The sequence below is a fragment of the Romboutsia ilealis genome (assembly GCF_900015215.1).
GTDB classification, from domain to species: Bacteria; Bacillota; Clostridia; order Peptostreptococcales; family Peptostreptococcaceae; genus Romboutsia; species Romboutsia ilealis.
In genome coordinates this window covers 2,026,917-2,051,388 of sequence record NZ_LN555523.1, presented here as the reverse complement: position 1 = coordinate 2,051,388, position 24,472 = coordinate 2,026,917, and the positions used below count along the sequence as shown (strand labels likewise).

The following is a 24,472-nucleotide window of genomic DNA, read 5'->3' as shown; positions in this document are numbered from 1 at the left end:
TATTTATTAAAATTATATACAATTAAGGCGAAAAATGATAAAATTATAATTATAATAGCATAAACTAACATTTAATAGAAAAATATCAATAAATATCTTAATATATATATATATATTATTGTAAAAAATATAAAACAAAGAAAAAGGTTAAAAATATATTATAAAAGTTAGGAGGTATATGGTGGATAATAAGCTTATATATAATAAAGATGCAAGTGTAGCTAAAGCATCAGATGTAAAATCATATAAAGAAATAAATTTTATATACAAGTTTATAAAAAGGTTTTTTGATATTGTCTGTTCTATATTAGGGATAATTGTATTATCTCCAATATTTATAATAGTATCAATACTTATAAAATTAGAATCAAAGGGTCCAATAATTTTTAAGCAATTAAGGGCCGGAAAGAATAGTAAGCCTTTTTATATATATAAATTTAGAAGTATGAAAATAGAAACTCCAAATATAGCTACAAATGATTTTACTAATTCACATGTATATATAACTAAAATAGGTAAAATAATAAGAAAAACTAGTATAGATGAGATACCGCAACTTTTTAATATATTAAAGGGAGATATGAGCATAGTTGGTCCGCGACCAGTTATATTAGAAGAAGTTGACCTAATTGAATTAAGACAATCATATAATATAGATAAAATATTACCAGGGATTACAGGATGGGCTCAAATTAATGGACGAGATAATATAGGGAATGAAGAAAAAGTTAAATATGATTATGAATATTTAGTGAATAAGAGCTTTATAATGGATTTATATATTATAGTAATGACGGCCTTAAAGGTTTTAAAAAGATCAGATATAAAAGATTAGAAATTTTAGTATAACCTATTGTTTTATGAACAATAGGTTATACTATGTTATAGAGATAAAAAGTGGAGGATTATATGAAAGTATTAATTTCGGGGTATTATGGTTTTTATAATATAGGCGATGAAGCCATACTCAAATCTATAATAGAAGCACTAAGAAATGAAGATCCTAATATTGATATAGTAGTATTATCAAATGACGTGGAATATACAAAAAGTACATATAAAGTAAATGCTATTAACAGATGGAAATTAAATGATATATATAAAGAATTATTAAAATGCGATGGTCTCATAAGTGGAGGCGGAAGCTTATTTCAAGATGTGACAAGCTCACGATCAATATTTTATTATACTGGGATAATATGGCTTGCTAAACTTGCTAAAAAACCTATTTTTATCTATGCTCAAGGAGTAGGTCCTATAGAGAAAAAAAGTAATAGAAAAATTGTAGGTAAATTTTTTAATAAAGTAGATTATATAACGCTTAGAGATAAAGAATCAAAATTACTTCTTAATTCTATAGGTGTACGAAAAGATATAGAGATAGTACCAGACCCAGTTATGGGATTTAATATTGAAAATTACGAGTTTAAGATTGATAAATATTTTACAAATAATGATTATATAACAGTTAGCATAAGAGACTGGAAAAAAAATAATAGCAAATTTCAAAAAAACATAGCTTTAACTTGTGATAAAATCGTTGAAAGCGGAATTAATGTAGTATTTATACCTATGCATGGCCAATATGATGAAATAATATCAAAACAAGTAGTTAGTCTAATGAGACATAATGCAATGGTACTTTCTAAAGATTTAACTATGGAAGAAAAAATGATGTATATAAAAGAGTCTAAACTTATGATAGGGATGAGACTTCATGCGCTTATATTTGCAGCAACTGTTGGAACTCCAATGATAGGTATATCTTATGATCCTAAAATTGATTCATATTTAAAACTTATAGAACAACCATCAATAGGAAATGTAGACACAGGGTGGAGTCCACTAGAACTAACAAATATGGCTTTAGATATAATATCTAATTATGAGATAGAAAAAATAAGTCTAGAAAATAAAACAATTAAATTAAAATCATTAGCGCCATATACAGCTAAAAAAGCGCTAGAGATATTTAAGCGAAAATAGTAAATTAATAAGGAGAAAATTATGAGTAAAGTAGCAAAGGCAGCAGTTGGCCTTATGATAGTTACAATACTATCGAAAATAATAGGCTTTGCTAGGGAACAGGTACTATCATTTGTATACGGTGCAGGCATGTATACTGATATATATTTTGCAACGATGAATATACCAAATGTTATATTTGCAGCAATAGGTGCTGCATTATCTACAACATTTATTCCATTATATTGTGATATAAATGCTAATTTAGGAGAAAAAGAATCTCTAAAGTTTACAAATAATATATTAACTATTGTATTTATTATATGTATATTAATTGCTATGTTAGGGTTGGTATTTACAGAACCACTACTTAAAATATTTGCTTTTGGTTTTGAAGGAGAGAGGCTTGCAATAGGAATTGAATTTACAAGAATACTGATATTTAGTGTAGTATTTATAGGAATTTCAAATGTACTGACTGCGTATTTACAAGTTAAGAATAACTTTACTATACCAGGATTAATAAGTTTTCCTCAAAATATAATTGTTATAATATCAATTTTATTAAGTGCAAAGTATGGACCGTATGTTCTGGTTTGGGGAACTCTGATAGGTATATCTAGCCAGGTTATATTCCAATTACCATTTGCATATAAATCAGGATATAGATTAAAGCCTCATATTGATTTAAAAGATAGATATTTAAAGAAGATGCTTATTTTAACTGGTCCTGTACTTGTAGGTGTAGCAGTAAATCAAGTTAATATTATGGTTGATAAAAATTTAGCATCTTTATTGCCAGAAGGAAGTATATCAGCTTTAAACTTTGCAGATAGGCTTAATAGCTTTATATTAGCACTTTTTATTACATCAATAGTAGCGGTAATTTATCCTATGCTTTCAAAATTATCACATGAGGATAATAAAGAAAAGTTTAGTGAGTATATTGTAAAGAGCTCAAATAGTATAATACTTTTAGTTATACCTATATCGATAGGTGCTATAGTATTATCTAAGCCTATAGTTAAATTACTTTTTGAAAGAGGCGCATTTGATGCTAGTGCTACACTGATGACTGCGAGTGCATTATCTATGTATTCTATAGGATTAGTAGCATATGGACTGAGAGATATAATAAACAAAGTATTCTATTCCTTACAAGATACAAAAACACCGATGATAAATGGTGCAATAGCTATGGGATTAAATATAGTTTTAAACCTAATATTTGTTAAGTTTATGGGGCATAAAGGACTTGCTTTAGCCACAAGTCTATCTGCTCTTATATGTACTTTCTTATTATTTTATAGTTTAAGAAAAAAAATCGGGAACTTTGGTCAGGAAAAAATATTAACAACTGCTATAAAAGCGCTACTATCGGCAGTTTTAATGGGAGTATGCGTGACTTTTGCGCATGAGTTTATTATAAATCATACTGGAGTAGGATTTATAGGACAAGCTATTTCTATATTTGGATCAGTGTTAGTAGGAGTAATAGTATACGGAATATTTGTGATAATTCTTAAAATAGAAGAAGTATCTATGATAATTGATTTATTAACAAAAAAAATAAAAAGATAAAAACATAGGCCTGCTAATAGATATTAGTAGGTCTATGTTTTAGTGTATAAAAAAAAATACATTTATGGTACAATTATTTTGTATACTCTAAATTGATATGGAGGATAAAATACAATCTATCACAAATATATACAAAATATAAAAAATTATTTAAGGAGGGAAAAATGTCAAATATTTTTGAAAAAAAGTTTTTTTATCTGTTTATTATTTTGCAACCAGTACTAGATTTATTGACATCTTTTATGAGTAGAAATATTGACTTACCTTTAACAATAGGTATAATAGCACGAAGTCTATTTATGGGATATATGTTTATGTATGCATTATTTATTTATAGACCACAAGGGAGAGTTTACAAATATTCTAGATGGATACTAATAGGTATAGGTGTATATATAATTACTTTTTTAGGTTATACTTTTTTTAGCAAAGATACATCTATAATTACAGAAATAAAAGGTGTTATAAAACTATTTTATTTTCCTATAGTATTAACTGGAGTATTTATACTTAATGAAAAAGATAGATTAGAGATTTCTAATAACTTTTTAATGTATTTATTATTAGGATATACAGGAGTAATATTTATTGCAACAGTAACAGGAACGTACTTTAGAAGCTACAATGAATATTTATATGGTTTAGGAACCGTAGGATGGTTCTTTGCGGCAAATGAAATTGGATCTATAATTGCTATACTTACACCATTTACAATAATAAATATTATAGATAATAAGCTTAATATAGTTAATATTATATCTATAATATTATGTATTTTATCTTCTTTATATATGGGTACAAAAGTTCCTTTTTTAGGATTTGTAGGTAGTGTAGGTATACTAATGGTATATATAATATTTACTTCTATATTTACAAGAATTAAAAAAATACCTACATTATTAAATTATAAGAAGATAAGTTTGTGCGTAATCATAATAGGTATGGTATTTTGTAGTCTATTCTACAAATCGCCAGTATATAAAAATTTGATGTTTAATTATGGACATATTATAAATAAAATTGTCAAATTTATAGAGGGACCACAAGAGGAAAATCCTGCTACTAAGCCTATGGATCCTAATGAAGAGGTAGTAGTAGTAGAGCCAGAAGAACAAGAACCAGAACCAGAAATCAATATGCATATAAATCAAGATGATTTAGTAGGTTCATTATTAAGTAACAGAACGGCTATTGCTGAAGAAATTAAAAATATATATAAGAATTCATCTATAGTTGAAAAATTAGTAGGTCTAGGTCATGTAATTGAGATAAAGCCAGGTATATCTACAGATAAAACTATAGAAATGGATCAATTAGATATATTTTATAGACATGGTATAGTAGGTACTATATTATACTTTGGACAGTTAATAATATTGATGGTAGTTATAATAAAATCATTGTTTAGAAATGCGAGATACTTATTAGATTTAGATGTTATAACTTGTATGATATCTATATTTTTAGGTATAGCAATAGCTTTCTCATCAGGACATGTTCTAACAGCTCCAGCAGTAAGTATTTTTATAATACTTTCAATAATAAAACTATACAATAAAGTGGTAGAAGGGAATTAATATGAAAATTTCGATAATAATGCCGACGTATAATGATAGTAGTACTATAATAGATACAATTGATAGCGTTGCTAATCAAAGTTACACTAATTGGCAATTGATTATTATGAATGATGGTTCTACAGATAATGTAGAGGATGTAATAAAACAATATATAGATAATAGTGTTCATAAGGAAAAAATAGAATATTATAGTCAGAATAATCAAGATCAATTAAATGCAATAAGGAATTGTATAGATTATATTAAGGGAGAATATGTTTATATACTTCACTCTGATGATTTATTACCAGATGATAATTTGTTTATGCGATTAGTAAAAGAAGCGAAAGCAAATCCAGATACTAAAGTATTTATAGGTGATTTAATTACTATTGATGAAAAGAATGATATAACTGGAAAATTAGAAGTATTAAAGTACGCTAAAAATAAAAAGATACTACCTACTTTGATGTTATGGTTAGGGAGAAATTTATATGTAGATGTAATATTTGCTAAAAAGGAAACTTTTATTAAGGAAATTTATAATTCTTATTTAACATGGAATATGCCATTTTGGATAAATCTATCCGAAAAAGCTGATATGCTCAATGTAAAAAGTGTAGATTTTCCAATGTTAAAATATAGGCTTCATAGTGGAAACTATATAAATAACGACATTGGAAAATTAAATGTGATAAATGGTGAATTAAGAACTGTAACTAGACTTATGGAATTTTATAATATACCTATGTATAAGATACAATTTTATATATATAGAATTTTTAATAAATTAAAATTATCATCTAATTTCTCGCCATTATACTTCAATAGAGAAGAAAGAAATAAAGGAGCTATAGTAAAATTTGTTATACAAAAAAGATTTGGAGATGAATACGATAAAAATATATTTTTAAATGGATTGGTAGAATTCTATAAATCTAATATAAGTAGAAAAATATATATAAAAGATATTGATAAAAATGAATTTATATATAAAGGAAAGGATATGAGATTGTTCAATAATAGGTTATTAAACAATGAACTATCAGAGCTTTATTTATATATAATCAACGAAATGAAAATAGGATTTAATGAAATAGTGGTGAGTAATAAAGAGGATATTGATAAGGCTATTGATATAACTAAGTTCTTATGTTTATATCCATATGTAAAAGTATCATTAAAAAATAACATTTAGAGGTGAAAATATGGCAATACCTAAGATAATACATTATGTGTGGGTTGGAAATAATGAAAAACCTAAAGATATAAAAATGTGTATGAAAACTTGGAAAAAGCATCTAAAAGATTATGAAATTATAGAATGGAATGAGAAAAATTTCGATATAAATTCTAATAAATTTGTAAAAGAAGCTTATGAAGCTAAAAAGTGGGCTTATGTTAGTGATTATATAAGAGCTTATGCTATATATAATTATGGAGGGATATATCTTGATACAGATGTATTAGTTGTTGAGAGTTTAGATTCACTATTAGATAATAAAGCATTTGTAGGATATGAAAATCCACAATATCCATTTACAGCTGTATTTGGAGCAGAAAAAAATCATCCTTTTATAAAAGATATGTTAGATTACTATGATAATAAATCTTTTGAATTTGATAAGAATAATCAGTATGATAAAGTAAATACAAAAACAGTATCAGATATACTTATAGAAGATTATGATTGTAAGATAGGAAATCAAGAGCAAATGCTAAGAGAAGGAATAAAAGTATACAAAGACGATGTTCTTTGTAATCCATCAGTAAATTCAAAAACAATACATATATTTACTGGAACATGGCTAGAAGGAAACAGTAGTCTTATAAGAAATATAAATAAATTTATAAAACTAAGGCTTACTAATAAGTTTAGGTTAAAATTATATTCATATTATCGAAATATAAAATCTAAATAGTTTAATTAAGGAGATTAATATGAATTTTTTATTAAGTTCAAATTTAATAGTTAGCTTTATATTGATTCAGCCAATCTTGGATTTAATAACTTCTCTTGTAGTTAGAAATATGGCATTACCTATAACATTAGGTCTAGTGATAAGAAGTTTATTCATGGCGTACTTATGTATTTATGTATTAGTTACTAAATCTAATAATAATAAATTAATAAAGTATTCCAAGATAGCTTTAAGTATGATATTAATTTATATAGCATTTTTTTTAGTATTCACTATCTTTAATAAGGATAGAAGTTTGATTTTAATTGAAGTAAAAGGAATAATAAAATCTTTTTACTTTCCAATAGTTTTATGTGGATTATTTGTATATAATCAAAAATATAAAATTAATATCTCTAATAAGTTATTAGTTTTAACATTAATGATATATACATCAATAATATTTATAGCAACTGTAACCAATACATACTTTAATAGTTATAACAGTAATGGATACGGTTCGGTAGGATGGTTCTATGCAGCTAATGAAATAGGATCAATAATGGCAATATTAATTCCTTTTACTATCTCTAGCTTAGTAAATGATAAAGATAGATTGTTAAATACCTTAGCATGTACAATATGTATAGCAAGTACTATGTTTTTAGGAACTAAAGTACCATTTTTATCTTTGGGTGGAACTACAGTATTTATAATAATATATTATATAATCTTAAATATATATAATATATTTAGTACTTATTATAAAAGAGATTTTAATTTGAAAAGAATAATATTAATTATGAACACAATATTAATATCTATGATATTAATATTCCCATTTTCTCCATTATATAAAAATATACAACGTAATTATGGAGATCTTATACAGAGGATAGTGAATAATATAAGTCATAATAAAGTAGATAAAAATACTCAAATAGAAGATAAAGAGAACTCAGATTCTGTTAGTAAAGATGAAATAGTAACAGCCGTTTTAAGTAAAAGAACTATATATGCAGATATTATTAAACAAAAATTTAATAATAGTAGTTGGATAGATAAACTATTTGGTATTGGTTATAACGTTGAGATTAGAGATGAGATTTATACTAAAAAGACAATAGATTCTAAACAATTAGAATTATTGCAAAAACTTGGGTTTATAGTTGAAATAAATGATGAAGTATACACACAAAAAACTATAGAGTTAGATCAATTAGACATTTTATATAGACATGGAATATTAGGGTTTGTTGTGTACTTTGCTCAATTTATAGCAATTATTTTGCTTATAGCTAAGCAAATAATTCTTAAAATGGAATACTTCTTAAATTTAGACGTAGTTATATGCATTATAGATATAGTATTAGCTCTAGGGATAGCATTTACAGCAGGACATATACTAACTGCACCGGCTGTAGGATTCTTTTTGATAACATCAACAATAAAATTATATAATGATATATTTAAGAAAGTAGTATAAATAATAAAAGGATGAATTGAGGTGTTTGTTTTGTGTAAAGTTACAATACTTGCACTGCACTTAGGATATGGTGGAGTTGAAAAAGCAATATCATCACTTAGTAATATTTTAATTGATAAATACGATGTAGAAATTATATCAGTTTATAAATTATATGATAAGCCGGCTTTTTATATTGATAACAGAGTTAAAATAAAATATCTATTAGATGCTGAATTATCACCAAATAAAAAAGAGCTTAAAGATGCTATAAGAACTAAAAATCCAATTAAGATTTTAAATGAAGGCTTAAAAAGTGTGAAAATATTAAAACTTAAATCTTCTAAAATGATTGACGCAATAAAAAGTATTGATTCAGGGATTGTTATATCAACTAGAATAGAACATAACAAACTTTTGTCAAAATACGGAAATGATAATTTGATAACTATAGCTCAGGAGCATACTTATCATAATGAAAATGAAAAATATATAAAAGACTTGGTTGAATCGTGTAAAAATATAGACTATTTTATGCCTGTATCGCAAATGATGACAGATTTTTATAAGAAATATTTTGAAGGGACAAAGACTAATTGTATATTTATACCTCATAGCTTAGATTGTATTCCAAGTGAAGTTTCAACATTAGAAAATAAAAAAATAATTTCGATTGGAAGATTATCTCCAGAAAAAGGATTTGATGATTTATTAGATGTATTCAAAATAGTAAATAACCAAAAGAAAGATTGGAAACTAGATATAATTGGAGATGGAGTATTAAAAGATCATTTAATTAATAAAGTTAAGGAGTATTCATTACAAGATAATGTAATACTACATGGATACAAAGATAAAGAATTTATAAATAAACAATTATCAAGCTCTTCTATATATGTTATGGCATCGCATGAAGAATCATTTGGATTAGTATTAATAGAGGCACAATCTTTTGCGTTACCGTGTATAGCATTTGATAGTGCAAAAGGTGCTTGTGAAATTATAGAGGATAAAGTAAATGGATATTTAATAAAAGATAGGTCTAAAAAAGATATGGCTGATAAAATCATTAAACTTATAGATGATATAGAAGTAAGAAGATATATGGGAATGCAAAGTAGAGAAAATTCATATAAGTATTCTAAAGATAATATATCATATATGTGGTTTGAATTTTTACAATGCATATCTAGTAAGCAATAGGTGATAGGATGATTAATTATATAAAAAAAACATATAGAGGAAATAAAGAATCTTTTTTTAAAGTTTTAGAGAATAATTTAATAAATAATAATAAAATGTTTATAGTAACAGCTAATCCTGAAACTTTTATGAAAGCGGATTCTATAAATGAATTTGATGAAGCTTTAATGAAGCCAGATACTACAATAGTACCTGATGGAATAGGTGTAGTTAAAGCAGCAAATTATATAGGAATAAATGAAATAAAAGAAAGAATTACAGGAGTAGATATAAGTTATAAATTATTAGAGTTGGCTAATAAACATAAAAAAACAGTATATCTTTTTGGAGCAAGTAAAAAAGTAATTGAATTGACTGTTAAAAGTATAAATAAAGAATATCCCAATGTTAAGATACTAGGTTATTCGGATGGTTATATAGAAAATAAAGATGATGTATTTGAGGAGATAAAAAATTTAAGTCCTGATATTGTATTAGTTGCACTTGGAGTTCCAAAACAAGAGTTATTAATATATAAACACTATAATGAGTTTTTGAAAGGAATTTTTGTGGGCGTTGGAGGTACATTTGATGTTATCAGTGGAACTACAAAAAGAGCACCTGAAATAGTACAAAAATTAAATATAGAATGGCTTTATAGAATCGCAGGAGATAAAGAAAGAATAAAGAGATTTTATAATAGTAATATAAAGTTTGTTTTTAAATTAAGAAAATTAGCAAAAGAAGAAAAATAAGGTAGGAAGTGTGACAATATGAAAAAAATTAAGGTTATGACTATATTTGGAACAAGACCTGAAGCTATAAAAATGGCACCATTAGTTAAAGAGTTAGAAAAAAGAGAAGAAATAGAAAGTGTAGTTTGTGTTACAGCACAACATCGCCAAATGTTAGATCAAGTTTTAGAAACATTTAATATTACTCCAGATTATGACTTAAATATAATGAAGCAAGGACAAACTTTAGTGGATATAACAACAAGAGCATTACAAAGCTTAAGTGAAGTTATATCGCAAGTTAAGCCTAATATAGTTCTAGTTCATGGAGATACAACAACAACACTATCAGGAAGTTTAGCTGCATTTTATAATCAAGTTTCTGTAGGCCATGTTGAAGCTGGTCTTAGAACCTATGATAAATACTCTCCATTCCCTGAAGAAGTAAATAGACAGGTTACAGGGATTATAGCAGATATGCATTTTGCACCTACTGAGGTTTCTAAAAATAATCTATTAAAAGAAGGCAAGAAAGAAGAAACTATATATGTAACAGGAAATACTGCTATAGATGCATTAAGAACTACTGTAAAAGATGACTATTATCATCCTATATTCGACAAAATAGGAAATGATAAAATTATACTTTTAACAGCTCATAGACGTGAAAATTTAGGTGAACCTATGAAGAATATGTTTAGAGCTATAAAAAGAATTGTAGAAGAGTTTGATGGAGTACAAGTTATATACCCAGTACATTTAAATCCACTAGTAAGACAGGCTGCAGATGAGGTTTTAGGAGATAATAACAAAGTTCATCTTATAGATCCACTTGAAGTTTTAGATTTCCATAATTTCTTAAATAAATCTTATATAATAATGACAGATAGTGGAGGGATACAGGAAGAAGCGCCATCACTTGGTAAGCCTGTTCTTGTTCTTAGAGATACAACGGAAAGACCTGAAGGAGTTAGCGCAGGAACTTTAAGGCTAGCAGGAACAGATGAAGATGATATATATGATTTGACTAAGTTATTATTAACTAATAAGGATGAATATAACAAAATGAGTAAGTCATCTAATCCTTATGGAGATGGTATGTCTAGTAAGTATATAGTAGATGAAATAATAAAGAAATTTAGTTAAGATAAAAGTGAAATATATACTACAAATATAGTATATGTTTCACTTTTGTACAATTTAGGTATGTTGACAAATTAGTTAAAATTGTAAAGTAATTTACTTATACATTAAGATTTATAAATTTAAGTAGAAGCATAAAATAATAAAAGAGACTAAATTTAGTCTCTTTTATTATGGAATTATATTTTTAAATATAAAGTCATGTAACGTATCTAATGACGATTCATCAAATTTTATAACAAATCCTTTACCTGGAAGTGTAACGGATGTACTGGCATCTTCAAATGGAAATTCTATTTGAGTTATAGATAAATTACCTATACCTAACACCTTTCCTGCTAAACCTATTATTTGAGTAGGCTTCATATTAGTTTTAACGTATGGAAGTATAGTATCTAATAATTTGGGATACTTACTTACTGGTAAATCTTTTACACCATTCATAAGACCTTCTATAACAGCTCTTTGTCTCCTATCTCTTTCTTGAGTAGAGTCATTTTTTCTTATACGAGCATAAGATAATGCTTGATACCCATTAAGTCTTTGAATTCCAGGAGAATTAATATATTGTATAGATCCCTTATTAGCATTATTGTTAAAGCTGTATGTTTCATTAATAAATTTGTTCAACTCTTTGATTTCGCTAGATCGTACATCAACTTCAACTCCACCTAATGCATCAACTATATCCATGAATGAATAGAAGTCAACAACTGCATAATTTTGAATATCTATTTCAAAGTTATTTTCAATAGTCTCCGCTAATAAGTTTGCTCCACCATATGCATAAGCATGCGTAAGCTTTTCTTCACCATGACCAGGAATATTAACATAAGTATCTCTATTTAGAGATGTAAGTTTTAAGCTTTTATTTTTGCTATCTACTGTAAGTATCATCATAGAATCAGATCTGGAATTCTTTTCACCAGGTCTTCCATCAGTACCTGCTAATAATATATTTGTTATTCCTTTTTCTGATTGGAAATTAGTTTCATTTAATATATTTTCATCAGCAGTAGTATCGTGCATAGTATTTAACTTAAAATATATATATCCAAAAACCGCTACAGGAAATGCTATAACTAATATAGCAAGGAATATTACAAGTTTTTTTAAGCCAGAGTTTTCACTTTTTTCTTTTTTTCTCGCCAAAATAATCCCTTCTTTCTTTTTTATTTAACAACTTACACTTTAATATTACAATATACATATTATATTAAAGTATTAAGAGATATTCAAGATAATATAAATTACAAAAAAAATACAAATTATATATAAACTAGTATATAACCAAATATCAACTTCCTTCATATTAATAAATAATAAGTAAATATTAATAGGAGGATTTTCTAAATGGTATCAATACAGACGTCAAGTATAGAGAAAAAGGATAAACTATCTGTATACAATTTAAATTATCCGATAATAAAATCAGATAATAAAAAAAATATAATAAATAACATAAACCACAGGATATATGAAGATATAATAGCTTTTAAAAGTGCGATAGAGGATATAGCATATTGCAAAAATAACTGTTTATCTTGTATTAGTACAGATTATTATATTACCTATAATAATAATGGTATTATAAGTATACCTATAGAATTCTCACAATTAGATGGATTATACAATATAAGTTATATAAATTCATATAATTATGATATAAATTTAGAAAAAGAAATTAATATAAAAGATATATTTAATTCAGAAACAGACTATATGGAAATAATAACTAAAAAAATAGATAATAAAATAAAAGAATTATCAAGAGAGCTTAGCATAGATAAATATATTATGGTATTAGACTATTTAAAAGATATAATATTTTGTGATAATCCTACATTTTATATATCTACAGATAGTATAGTTATATGTTTTTCAAGTTATGAGTTAGACCCAACTATATCAGATTTAAGTACATTTAAAATTTCATTTAAAGAAGATAAAAGTTATTTAAGCAAGTATATTATAGAAAAAATAACCGATAGTTAAATTTGGAGGAGATAAAAATATGCTAGTATTTAAAGAATATAATAGAGAAGCTGCTGTAAGTTACGCTAGAAGATGGGCTTTAGGTAGAAATCCTGCTTATATGGACTATGAATTATGGGGAGGAGATTGTACCAATTTTATATCTCAATGTTTAAGAAGTGGTCAAATACCTATGGATTATACTGGCAGACATGTATTAGAAAAATGGTATTGGAATAGTGATAATAGTAGAACTCCAACATGGACTTCAGCAGAGCCATTTTATAAATATATCATAGGTAATAACAGTGAAAATACACAAAACTTTGGTATATATGCAAGGATAGCAAATTATAATGAACTTGAGATAGGAGATATAGTTCAACTTGTATACGATAATAATGCATATCACAATATGATAATAAGTGAAGTAATATTAGAAGGAGAGTATCTTGTTGATTATCTTATATGCCAACATACCTATGATTTATTAGATTATCCGCTTAGCTTAAAAGAAGGGGAGAGACGATATATTAAAATACTTGGATATTATAAATAGATTAAATAATGGATTAGGATATAATAATTTTGTAACTTTCAATAGTATATTAACTTATATTATAATTAAGTTAAATCTAAACTAGGGGGAAAAGTATGATTAAATTAATAGCATCAGATATGGATGGAACTTTACTAAATGATAAAGATGAAATACATGAAGAATTTTATCAAGTATTTCAAGAATTAAAAAATCAAAATATAATATTTGCAGCAGCAAGTGGAAGACAATATTATAATCTAGCAAAGCGATTTGAAAAAATAAAAGATGATATGATGTTTATAGCTGAAAATGGAACTTTTGTAGTTTATAAAGGTGAAGAATTACTATTAAATTCTTTAGATCAAGAAACTGCCGTAGAACTTATAAAAATCGGTAGAAATATAAAAGAATCATATGTAGTTTTATGTGGTAAAAAATCTGCATACATTGAATCTAAAGATGAAAGACTTATAAAAGAAGTTGAGAAGTACTATGAAGAGTACAAAATAGTAAGTGACTTAACGAAGGTTGAAGATGATATATTAAAAGTTACAATATGCGATTTCATTGGATCAGAAGAAAATAGTGATACTTATTATAATGACTATAAGGATAAATTACAAGTAAGTGTATCAGGAGAAATTTGGTTAGACATAACTGATAAGGGAGTAAATAAAGGTCTTGCTATAAATAAGCTTCAAGAATTATTAAATATAAAGCATGAGGAAACTATGGTTTTTGGAGACTATTTAAATGATTTAGAAATGATGGAAAGCGCATATCATAGTTATGCTATGGAAAATGCACATGATGATTTAAAGAAAGTAGCTAGATTTAGAGCCAAGAAAAATACAGAAAATGGTGTTGTTGAAAAAATTAAAGAAGTACTAAATATATAAATAACTAAAGGGCTGTATAAATTACAGCCCTAGTTATTTATAAAAAGTAGAATTAAATGACTGGATATTATTAATAAATAAAGCTTCAGTAATATTAGGATTTTTATTTAAATAATCTTCTAAATCAATATTATAATATCTAGGATCAACAACATGAATCTTGCTATAGTTATTAGTTAAAAATGGTAAGAGGTTATGAGCATATGAGTCTTTAAATACTATAACTTCATTAGATTTATTTTTATCTCCGTAAATAATAGCAAAAGAAGGATCTCCATGTAAGAAATATTGATATTTGTTTTTGCTATTAAGTTTATCATTATCATAAAGAGTATCATAAGTTTTATCAAAGTCTATTTCTATTTTAAAGTTATTAAAATTACTATAGGAGTATATTGAATCACCTTTAATCATAGGTAATAAAGCTTTAGAATAATAAGTTCCATAAAAATCATCAGAGACTTTATTATAATTATTAAAAAGTATTTTATTATCATATTTATAATCAAACATATCCAAATAAGAAAGATAAGCACCTAGTTGAGTCCAATGATGATCGGTATTGTAATATATATACTTATCCTTATTTTTACTTAAGATATCATAAGGTGTATAAAAATTTAAATAATTGTTATTTGAAATACTATTGTTTATATAATTTAAACTATATTTTTGATTATCGCTTATACAAAAGTTTGGTAAATCATTTTTATAAAAAGCTATAGAAGTAGGAACTACCATTAATTTTGATTTTATATTAAAACTTTCATACATATATGAAGCAGTATTTAATATATTAGAAATATTTTTATCTACACTTTCTTTATTAAATTTATATTTTTCCATAAGTTTATTATTTTTTCCAACATAAATATCTCTAAATTCTCTTTGACCTATTATGTAATTATAAGTATTTTTTAACTTTATAAAGTTAGCCCTTAATGGAAATTGATCAGATGTATATTCATCGAAATTTTTCATAAACTTCTTATTACATATATTTTCAAATGATATTCTAGGAAGTTGAGTTAATATTTTATTTTCTATTTCACTTATTTTTTTATCTTCCGTAAATAATGTTATTATAGGAACACTAAAAATAAAGATTAAGAAAAAAGATATTGTAATAAATTTTAATAAATTTTTATTTTTCATAAATTCACCAACTTCCTAAAATCTAAAATATAAAAATGGATTAAATGATGCATCTACTAAAAATGATGTAGAAAGTATCATACCAAATATTAAAGTTATAATTCTTATATATTTATATCTATCCAATATTATTTTTATAATAGGTGTAGAAGCAATAATGGCAAAAATTATAAGAGTTATATTAGGAATTAAATAGTATAAAAATACATCATCTACTATAATATTTTTAAAATTAAACATAGAAATTAAATAATTATAAACACCATTTAAACTATCTATTTCAAATAATACAAAACCTATTATAACTAAAAACATAGTATAAAAATGTTTTATCCAATTAGGTAGTTTTTTTAAAAATTGTAGTAAAAATAACTTTTCAAAAATTAATATAATTCCAAAGTAAAGTCCCCATAATATAAAATTAAAACTAGCTCCATGCCATAAACCAGTTAAAAACCAAACTATAAATATATTTAAAAACCATCTAATTTTACTACATCTATTTCCTCCTAAAGGAATATATACATAATCTCTAAACCATACCCCTAAGGATATATGCCATCTTCGCCAAAATTCAGTAATAGATTTTGATATATAAGGGAAATTAAAATTTTCTAAAAAATCAAATCCAAATATCTTTCCAAGACCTATAGCCATATCACTATATCCACTAAAGTCAAAATAAATTTGAAGTGTAAAACATATAATTCCTAACCAAGATGTAGCTAAGGATAATGTATTATAGGAAGTAGCTTTTATACTATACCAAATTACTCCTAAATTATTTGCTAAGATTACTTTTTTGCATAAGCCTATAATAAATCTATAAATACCATCATAAAATTTATCAAAGTTATGAATGCGATGATTTAAATCATAGGCAATATCAGAATATCTAACGATAGGACCCGCAACAAGTTGTGGAAATAATGTAACAAATGCAGAAAGTGAAAATATATCTTTTTGAACAGGAGCTTCATTTCTGTAAACATCTATAGTATAAGACATTGTTTGGAAAGTATAAAAACTTATACCAATAGGTAGTGAAATATTTAATAAAGACAAATTACTATTAGCAACATTATTCACTATAGAAATAAGAAAGTTACTATATTTAAAAAATCCAAGTAAGCTTAAGTTTATTACAATGGAGCAAATAAGTGCTAGCTTAGACATATATGTATTTCTATATTTATCTATAATCAGAGCATTTATATAATCTACAACACATGAAAATAGCATTATAAAAATATATATAGGCTCTCCATACGCATAAAATATTAAACTAAATATAAGTAAAATAAAATTTTTAAGTTTATAAGGTACTAAATAGTAACTAAACAAAACAAGTGGTAGAAAGTAAAATAAAAATGTTATGCTACTAAATACCAATATATCACCACCTTTAAATTTATAAAAAATTCATTTTGATTGAGCTATGTGTCAGTAAAATATTTAATGTCACTAACGATATATCCTTATTTTTAATATGGATATATATTGCTCAAAAATAATTATTTTATTGAAAAATATATATAAATATATATTTCGTAGTATATTAGTATATTGAAAAAGAGTATATCAATATAAAAAATATTAATATACTCATATAATTTTAATAAGTACTATTTGATCATTTCTAATATTTTTGATTCTATATCCTTAGCATTATTAGTAGCTATAAAATAAACATAATCACCAACACTTTCAAGTATAGAATCAGCAACAGCAGTTGCATTTTCTTCTCCTCCGTATCCATCAGAGAAACTTCTTAAATTGTTAGTTTTATACTCTTCTATTGCTTTTTTTACTTTTTCAACATTATCTGTTTTAACTACGAATACATCTTGTAATTTTACATTTATCATAGCTTGTAAAACAAAGCCTTCTTTTATATCATCTTTAACATTTTCAAATACATAAAATTCTTTTGCATCTATATCAAATATAGGTTGAATAGGTAAAAGTGTTTCATTATTTATTGCTGATTTTATATCAGAAACTGGTATATCTTTAACTTCAGACTTAGATGAACATCCAACAAGTCCTAATGTTAAAACTAATGAGAATAAAGCTATTAATTTTTTCATTGTATCCTCCAAAATATATTTATTTGTAATAATTATATAAATTTTACTATTTGCTACAATAAAAATCAACTTCAAAAAAGAAACAATATCTTAATTATTATTAAAACTTATTTCTAGTTATTTAGATATATATTTCATAAATAATAAATATTATAGTGTCTATAATATGTAAATAATGTAAATAATCTTAATAAAATTATTTATGAGGTGAATTTTAATGAGAATACCAAAACATGTAGGTATAATTCCGGATGGAAATAGAAGATGGGCACAAAATAAGGGAATGACTAAAGACAAAGGATATGAAAATGGACTTGATCCAGGCATTGAAGCATATAGAGCATGTAGAGATATGGGAGTAGAGGAAGTTACATTTTATGGATTTACTACAGATAATACTAAAAGACCATCTATTCAGACTAAAGCTTTTACAGATGCATGTATAAAAGCTGCTCATATATTAAATGATGAAGGGGCATCTCTTTTAGTAATAGGAAATACTAAATCTCCAATGTTTCCAAAAGAATTATTACCATTTACAAATAGGACAAAAGGAAAAGATGGACAAATAAAGGCTAACATATTAGTAAACTATGGATGGCATTGGGATTTAAATACATTAGCAGATGCACAAAATGTAAATAAAAATAATATACAAAATCATATACAATCATTTGATATATCAAGATTAGACTTGATTATAAGATGGGGAGGAAGAAGACGATTAAGTGGATTTTTACCTGTTCAATCAATTTATGCAGATTTTTATATATTAGATGAATATTGGCCAGATTTTAATAAAAATCATGTGTTAGAAGCATTTAAATGGTATAATACACAAGATGTTACATTAGGTGGATAATATAAGGCAAAACTAAGTTAAAATGTTTACAAATGTTGAAAAATGCGTTTTTGGATGTTAAAATATAGTTTATAATTATAAAGAAAACTATACATCTAGAAAGGCGATAAAATGGCTAGAAGAAGAAATAATAGAAGTAGTAGACGAAATAAAAAACGAAAAATAAATAAAATAAAATTATCAGTATTAATTATAATAATTATACTATTTATAGCTGGGACTTTTAAGTTAACACAAGGTGCTATTTTAGCGATTCAAAATATAAATGATAATAAACAAAAAACATCTGTTAAAGAGAGTTCGGAAAATGATAATGAAACTTTACAGACAGAAGTAGATAAAAATATAAATAAAAAATATACAATACTTATAGATCCAGGTCATGGAGGAAATGATAAAGGAACTATAGCCAATGATAAAGTAACATTTGAAAAAGATATAACATTAAAAATTGGGGCATTAGTAGCTCAAAAATTAACAAAACAAAAAGATGTACAAGTTATAATATCAAGAAATGAAGATAAATATGTAAGTTTAGCCGATAGAGCTAAGCTTGCTAATGAGCAAAATGTAGACGCGCTAGTATCTATACATCTAAATGGTCAAACTGGCGGAAGTGATGCAACTGGATTAGAAGTATATTATACAAAAGAAAAAGATGATGATTCATATGAACTTGCAAAACAAATTCAGGAGACTATAACTTCATATATAGATGTAAGAGATAGAGGTGTAAAATCAGATAGATTTCAGGTATTACTACAAAGTAAAATGCCAGCAGTATTAGTTGAATGTGGTTTTTTAACTAATAATGAAGAAGTTAAAAAGTTAAAAGATGAAGAATATCAAAATGATTTAGCAGAGGGAATAACTCAAGGTATACTTACATACATAGATGAAAATATGAAAAAGTAAAGGATGGCATATGCCATCTTTTTTTATGAAATAAAGTTACATTAATTTGAAACTATTAAAAAGAAATACATATATTAAAGTAAAATAGAAATAGGAGGAAAATTATGAATGATTCTATTTTTAATATATTATCATTTGATGGAGGAGGACTTCGAGGAGCTCTAAGCATAAAGTTATTAGAAAAAATACAAAGTAAAATTTCAGATATAGTAAAAACATCAAATATGATAAGTGGAACATCAACAGGTAGTTTAATAGCTTTAGGTTTAGCTTATGGAATGAGACCAGATGAAATAAGTAAATTATATTCAAAAGAGAATTTAGATTATATATTTGATAAGTCTTATTCACAAATATCAAGACCAAAATACGATAATAATCACCTAAAAGAAATCTTGCTTAGTGTATTTCCAGAGAATTTAAAGTTAAAAGATTTAGGTAAATTAGTTATAATACCAACCTTTTATTTAGGAAATAAGGATAATCCTTGGAAAGCTATTTTTTATAATAATATACCAAACTCAGAAACAGAAGATTATAGGGTTGTAGATGTTGCTATGGCTAGTAGTGCAGCACCAGTATTTTTTCCATCATATGATTGTCATATAGATGGAGGTATAATAGCAACAGATCCAAGTCTAGCAAGTATAATATATGCTATAGATGATGAACTAGGTAAAAGAATGGATCAAATAAGACTTTTATCATTTGGAACAGGGTATTGCTATAATAGTATAAAAGAAGATACAAGTAAATGGGGTGCTATAGAGTGGGTTACAAGCAAAGATCCAGATCTACCTATAATATCAGTAACATTAGAAGGAAATGCTCAGCTTAGTCAAGTTTTTTCTAAAAAGCTTCTAGAAAACAATTACTATAGAGTAAACCCTAAGATGGATAAGGATATATCAATGGATGATACGAAAGAAATCGATTATTTATTAAAACTAGCAGATGAATATAATATCAAGGAATGTGTAAATTGGATAAATAGTAAATGGAATAAAATATAGTGTGCTATAATTAAATGGAAAAGTGATTGTCGTGTTTAGGGGGAGAAATATGGGGAAAACTTTTAATATATCTAAACTATATGAAGAAAGTTTAGATGTAAATGTAAAAAAAAGTAAAGGGATATATTACACACCAAAAATTATAGTAGACTATATACTTAATAAAACTATAAAAAATCATGATATACTTAAAAATCCAACGCCGAAAATATTAGACATATCATGTGGATGTGGAAATTTTTTATTAGAAGTATATGATATTTTATATGACTTGATAGAAGAGAATTTATATGAACTAAAGGGGATATATGGTGATGATTATATAAGTTATGATACTATTCATAATCATATAATATCAAAATGTATATATGGATATGATATTGACACTGAGGCAGTGAATATATTAAAAAAAGGACTTAAAGATAAAGATAAAGTATCAACAGTGGATAAGTTTAATATATATTGTGAAGATTCACTAAAGATAAAACTAAATAATAAGTTTGATTATATAATAGGAAATCCACCTTATATAGGTCATAAAAATTTAGATAGTGATTATAAAAAATATATACTAAAAGAATATAAACAAGTATATAAAGGTAAAGCAGATTTATATTTTTGCTTTTATAAAAAAATAATAGACAATTTAAAAGATGATGGGGTTTGTAGCATTATAACTCCGCGATACTTTCTAGAAAGCCCATCAGCCAAAGACTTAAGAGATTACATAGATAAAAATATTAACATAATAGAGATAATTGATTTTTTAGGATGTGAAGTTTTTAAAGACATAGGAATATCTAGTTGCATATCTACATTAAAGAAAGAAAAAAAATCACAAAGTACAAATATATTAAGAATAAAAAATCAAGAAATAGACATAAATCAATTTCACTCCATAGAAGAACTTATAGAATATAATAATTTCGAAAAATTACAATTATATAAAAATACACTAAATAAAGAATGGTTAATAATTAAAGAAGATGATAAAATTTTTTATGATAAAATTGAAAGCTATTGTAAGCACTCATTAGAAGATATATGTACAAGTTTTCAAGGTATAATAACAGGGTGTGATAAAGCTTTTGTAATAGATAAAAATGATAAAAAGATAAATCTTATAGATGATAAATTTCTTAAATCTTGGGTAAAAAATAAAGAGATTCAAAAGTATATAATTGAAGATAATAGATATAAGCTAATCTATTCAAATGATATAAAAAATGAATCAGATAACCCTATAATAATAAATGATTTTATAGGGAAATATAAAGAAAGACTTCTAAATAGAAGAGAATGCAAAAAAAACTTAAGGCTGTGGTATGAACTTCAATGGGGAAGAGAAAAAACTAGTTTTGAAAGAAAAAAAATAATGTATCCATATAAATCATTTGAAAATAGATTTGCAATAGATGAAAATAATAGTTTTTCTAGCGCAGATGTATATTCATTTTATATAAAAAAAGAGTATGAGAGTATTTTTTCTTACGAATATTTAGTAGGAATATTAAATTCTGAAGTATATAATAAGTATTTTAAGATAAATGCAAAGAAAATAAGTAAAAATGTATATGATTATTATCCTAATAAGGTAATGAAAATTAAGATATTTAAGGATTCGAATTATACAAACATAGAGAAGTTATCAAAAAAAATATTACATAGACTTAAAAATGGCGAAAATAACATAAGTGATTTAGAGTATAAAATAAATAGTCTGATTAGAAGTTCACTTGGAATATAATCACAAATATAACCTTCTTACATATAATATATTTAAATGTAAAAAGGAGGAATATATATGATTAATGCAAGAATAGATCAAGATTCAAAAACTGTATATGTAAATGTTAGTGGGTATATAACTACTGAAGAAGCAAATTCATTTTTATCAAGACACAAGCAAATGACGAAGGGACTAAGAAAATCACAGTATAAATTAGTAGTTACACCATCTATGTTTGAATGTGAAAATGATAATGATATAAAATCTGTTTGTATAGCTTTATATAAAGGTGGATATAGACAAATATATATGGTAGATCCAAGAGGATATATAATGAACACAGTATCATTAAGCTCTTTAGAGCAAAAGATGTTTACAAAGGTAGTTAAGTTTGTAAAATCTTTAGATGACATAAAGTAATTCAACAATACTATAAAAATGAAAGATATATACCTAGCCACTTTTTAACTTGAAATACAGTACAATTTATAATATATTTTAAGTATATATCTTTCTTATTAATATAGGTGATTTTATGAAAGGTTTAGTATTAGAGGGCGGAGGCACTAAAGGTGCTTATCAAATAGGAGCATATAAAGCTCTAAGAGATTTAGGAATTGAGTTTCAAGGTGTAGCAGGAACATCAATAGGAGCTTTAAATGGCGCATATATAATTCAAAATGATATAGAAATTATGGAGGAAATTTGGTTAACATATGACTATACTCATTTCATGAATATAGATGAAGAAACTTATGAAAAGTATAAAAACGTAGACTTCACTACAAAAAATATAAATAATGTTATAGAGCTTATAAATAAAGCTAGAAAAAATGAAGGTATAGATATCAGTCCACTTAGAAAACTTTTAGAAAAAACGCTAAATGAAGATGCTATAAGAAAAATGAATAAAGATTTTGGTCTTGTTACTGTCTGGTGGGATAAAAAAATAAATCCACATCCCTTATACATAGAAGATATACCAAATGGAAGATTGGTTGATTATTTAATAGCCAGTTCAAGTTTACCAATATTTCAATTAAATCGAATGGATGATAAACTTTTTTTAGATGGGATGTTTTTTGATAATATGCCCGTATCTTTATTAGAACAAAAAGGATATAAAGATATAGTAGTAATAAGATTACTTGATGACTTTTTAGGAAAAATAAATTTAAATAAGCATCAAAATATAAATATAAAAACAATAGTACCATCTGAGTATTTAGGTGGATCATTAAATAAGGATAGGGATAACGTACAAAAAAATATAAATTTAGGATATCTAGATGCTATGAAGGCTTATGATAGATATGAGGGAATCAAATATTATTTTAATGTAGACTATATGTTTGATGAATGGTATTGTTTTAATAAGTTCAAAAGATTAAAAACAGAAACTATAGAAAATATATTAAATTTATTTAATATAAAAAGAGAACCTACATTAAGAACTTTATTAGAAGTCTTAATACCTAAGCTTGGAGAAAGTTTAGGATTAGATAAAAATTTTTCATATAAAGATTTATTTTATTATATATATGAAAAAAAGCTTGAAGAGAATAGTATAAATAGAATTCAACTTTATGATTTTCATAAACTTTATGATGCAGTAAATAAAAATATAAATGAAAATAAAAATATCTCTTTAACTTATGAAACTAAATCGATAATACCGATGCAAAAAAATAAGTTTATAAAAATAATTACTAATAATATCATAAAAGATTTTTCAAATCAATCTTAAAAAATCCCTAGGGACAA

Annotated in this window: 23 protein-coding genes; 19 read left to right on the top strand and 4 right to left on the bottom strand. The window is 25.1% G+C overall.

Going from position 1 to position 24,472, the window contains the following annotated elements:
* The first annotated feature begins 181 nt into the window (after nt 1-181).
* From CRIB_RS09675 to wecB, 10 genes are all read left to right on the top strand, one after another.
* Nucleotides 182-835, top strand: coding sequence for a sugar transferase (locus CRIB_RS09675; RefSeq protein ID WP_279386148.1), 654 nt, complete (start codon nt 182-184; stop codon nt 833-835).
* Nucleotides 836-909: 74 nt separating this feature from the next.
* The gene (gene csaB, locus CRIB_RS09670) at nt 910-1,986 is read left to right on the top strand and encodes a polysaccharide pyruvyl transferase CsaB (protein ID WP_180702174.1); all 1,077 of its coding nucleotides are present in this window, start codon (nt 910-912) and stop codon (nt 1,984-1,986) included.
* A 21-nt stretch (nt 1,987-2,007) separates the two neighbouring features.
* Nucleotides 2,008-3,546, top strand: coding sequence for a murein biosynthesis integral membrane protein MurJ (gene murJ / locus CRIB_RS09665; RefSeq protein ID WP_180702173.1), 1,539 nt, complete (start codon nt 2,008-2,010; stop codon nt 3,544-3,546).
* Nucleotides 3,547-3,710: 164 nt separating this feature from the next.
* On the top strand, nt 3,711-5,123 hold the full coding sequence (locus tag CRIB_RS09660; RefSeq protein ID WP_180702172.1) for an O-antigen ligase family protein: 1,413 nt from the start codon (nt 3,711-3,713) through the stop codon (nt 5,121-5,123).
* 1 nt (nt 5,124) lies between these two features.
* The gene (locus CRIB_RS09655; protein WP_180702171.1) at nt 5,125-6,303 is read left to right on the top strand and encodes a glycosyltransferase family 2 protein; all 1,179 of its coding nucleotides are present in this window, start codon (nt 5,125-5,127) and stop codon (nt 6,301-6,303) included.
* 10 nt (nt 6,304-6,313) lie between these two features.
* Nucleotides 6,314-7,027 carry a glycosyltransferase family 32 protein gene (locus CRIB_RS09650; RefSeq protein WP_180702170.1) on the top strand — a complete coding sequence of 238 codons (714 nt, stop codon included), beginning with the start codon at nt 6,314-6,316 and terminating at the stop codon, nt 7,025-7,027.
* Nucleotides 7,028-7,046: 19 nt separating this feature from the next.
* Complete coding sequence (locus CRIB_RS09645) at nt 7,047-8,492, top strand: O-antigen ligase family protein (protein WP_180702169.1); 1,446 nt, start codon at nt 7,047-7,049, stop codon at nt 8,490-8,492.
* 21 nt (nt 8,493-8,513) lie between these two features.
* Nucleotides 8,514-9,674 (top strand): glycosyltransferase, encoded by a 1,161-nt coding sequence (locus tag CRIB_RS09640; protein WP_180702168.1) that lies wholly within the window; start codon nt 8,514-8,516, stop codon nt 9,672-9,674.
* An 8-nt stretch (nt 9,675-9,682) separates the two neighbouring features.
* On the top strand, nt 9,683-10,408 hold the full coding sequence (locus tag CRIB_RS09635) for a WecB/TagA/CpsF family glycosyltransferase (protein WP_180702167.1): 726 nt from the start codon (nt 9,683-9,685) through the stop codon (nt 10,406-10,408).
* Between the two features lie 18 nt (nt 10,409-10,426).
* Nucleotides 10,427-11,533: a non-hydrolyzing UDP-N-acetylglucosamine 2-epimerase gene (gene wecB, locus CRIB_RS09630; RefSeq protein ID WP_180702166.1), complete on the top strand. Its 1,107-nt coding sequence runs from the start codon at nt 10,427-10,429 to the stop codon at nt 11,531-11,533.
* 168 nt (nt 11,534-11,701) lie between these two features.
* Here wecB and CRIB_RS09625 read toward each other — a convergent pair whose 3' ends face one another.
* On the bottom strand, nt 11,702-12,682 hold the full coding sequence (locus CRIB_RS09625; RefSeq protein ID WP_180702165.1) for an LCP family protein: 981 nt from the start codon (nt 12,680-12,682) through the stop codon (nt 11,702-11,704).
* Nucleotides 12,683-12,883: 201 nt separating this feature from the next.
* Between CRIB_RS09625 and CRIB_RS09620 the strand changes: the two genes are divergently transcribed.
* The 3 genes from CRIB_RS09620 (at nt 12,884) to CRIB_RS09610 (ending at nt 14,944) form a co-directional block, all read left to right on the top strand.
* Nucleotides 12,884-13,525 (top strand): RsiV family protein, encoded by a 642-nt coding sequence (locus tag CRIB_RS09620; protein WP_180702164.1) that lies wholly within the window; start codon nt 12,884-12,886, stop codon nt 13,523-13,525.
* 19 nt (nt 13,526-13,544) lie between these two features.
* Nucleotides 13,545-14,063, top strand: coding sequence for an amidase domain-containing protein (locus tag CRIB_RS09615; protein ID WP_180702163.1), 519 nt, complete (start codon nt 13,545-13,547; stop codon nt 14,061-14,063).
* 95 nt (nt 14,064-14,158) lie between these two features.
* Nucleotides 14,159-14,944, top strand: coding sequence for an HAD family hydrolase (locus tag CRIB_RS09610; protein ID WP_180702162.1), 786 nt, complete (start codon nt 14,159-14,161; stop codon nt 14,942-14,944).
* Between the two features lie 33 nt (nt 14,945-14,977).
* Here the strand turns inward: CRIB_RS09610 and CRIB_RS09605 are convergent, their stop codons facing one another.
* The 3 genes from CRIB_RS09605 to CRIB_RS09595 all read right to left on the bottom strand — a co-directional run bounded on the left by CRIB_RS09605 (nt 14,978) and on the right by CRIB_RS09595 (nt 18,189).
* Complete coding sequence (locus CRIB_RS09605) at nt 14,978-16,099, bottom strand: DHHW family protein (protein WP_180702161.1); 1,122 nt, start codon at nt 16,097-16,099, stop codon at nt 14,978-14,980.
* Nucleotides 16,100-16,114: 15 nt separating this feature from the next.
* Nucleotides 16,115-17,491 (bottom strand): MBOAT family O-acyltransferase, encoded by a 1,377-nt coding sequence (locus CRIB_RS09600; RefSeq protein ID WP_180702160.1) that lies wholly within the window; start codon nt 17,489-17,491, stop codon nt 16,115-16,117.
* Nucleotides 17,492-17,724: 233 nt separating this feature from the next.
* Nucleotides 17,725-18,189, bottom strand: coding sequence for a DUF4358 domain-containing protein (locus CRIB_RS09595; protein ID WP_180702159.1), 465 nt, complete (start codon nt 18,187-18,189; stop codon nt 17,725-17,727).
* Between the two features lie 217 nt (nt 18,190-18,406).
* Here CRIB_RS09595 and uppS point away from each other — a divergent pair, with 217 nt between their 5' ends.
* The 6 genes from uppS to CRIB_RS09565 all read left to right on the top strand — a co-directional run bounded on the left by uppS (nt 18,407) and on the right by CRIB_RS09565 (nt 24,455).
* Nucleotides 18,407-19,051: a polyprenyl diphosphate synthase gene (uppS, locus tag CRIB_RS09590; RefSeq protein WP_180702158.1), complete on the top strand. Its 645-nt coding sequence runs from the start codon at nt 18,407-18,409 to the stop codon at nt 19,049-19,051.
* Nucleotides 19,052-19,162: 111 nt separating this feature from the next.
* The gene (locus CRIB_RS09585; protein WP_180702157.1) at nt 19,163-19,966 is read left to right on the top strand and encodes an N-acetylmuramoyl-L-alanine amidase family protein; all 804 of its coding nucleotides are present in this window, start codon (nt 19,163-19,165) and stop codon (nt 19,964-19,966) included.
* Between the two features lie 104 nt (nt 19,967-20,070).
* Nucleotides 20,071-20,979, top strand: coding sequence for a patatin-like phospholipase family protein (locus CRIB_RS09580; protein WP_180702156.1), 909 nt, complete (start codon nt 20,071-20,073; stop codon nt 20,977-20,979).
* Between the two features lie 49 nt (nt 20,980-21,028).
* Nucleotides 21,029-22,726, top strand: a complete 1,698-nt coding sequence (locus tag CRIB_RS09575; RefSeq protein WP_180702155.1) for an Eco57I restriction-modification methylase domain-containing protein — start codon at nt 21,029-21,031, stop codon at nt 22,724-22,726.
* Nucleotides 22,727-22,783: 57 nt separating this feature from the next.
* Nucleotides 22,784-23,128: a hypothetical protein gene (locus CRIB_RS09570; protein WP_180702154.1), complete on the top strand. Its 345-nt coding sequence runs from the start codon at nt 22,784-22,786 to the stop codon at nt 23,126-23,128.
* Nucleotides 23,129-23,243: 115 nt separating this feature from the next.
* The gene (locus tag CRIB_RS09565) at nt 23,244-24,455 is read left to right on the top strand and encodes a patatin-like phospholipase family protein (RefSeq protein WP_180702153.1); all 1,212 of its coding nucleotides are present in this window, start codon (nt 23,244-23,246) and stop codon (nt 24,453-24,455) included.
* Nucleotides 24,456-24,472 lie beyond the last annotated feature (17 nt).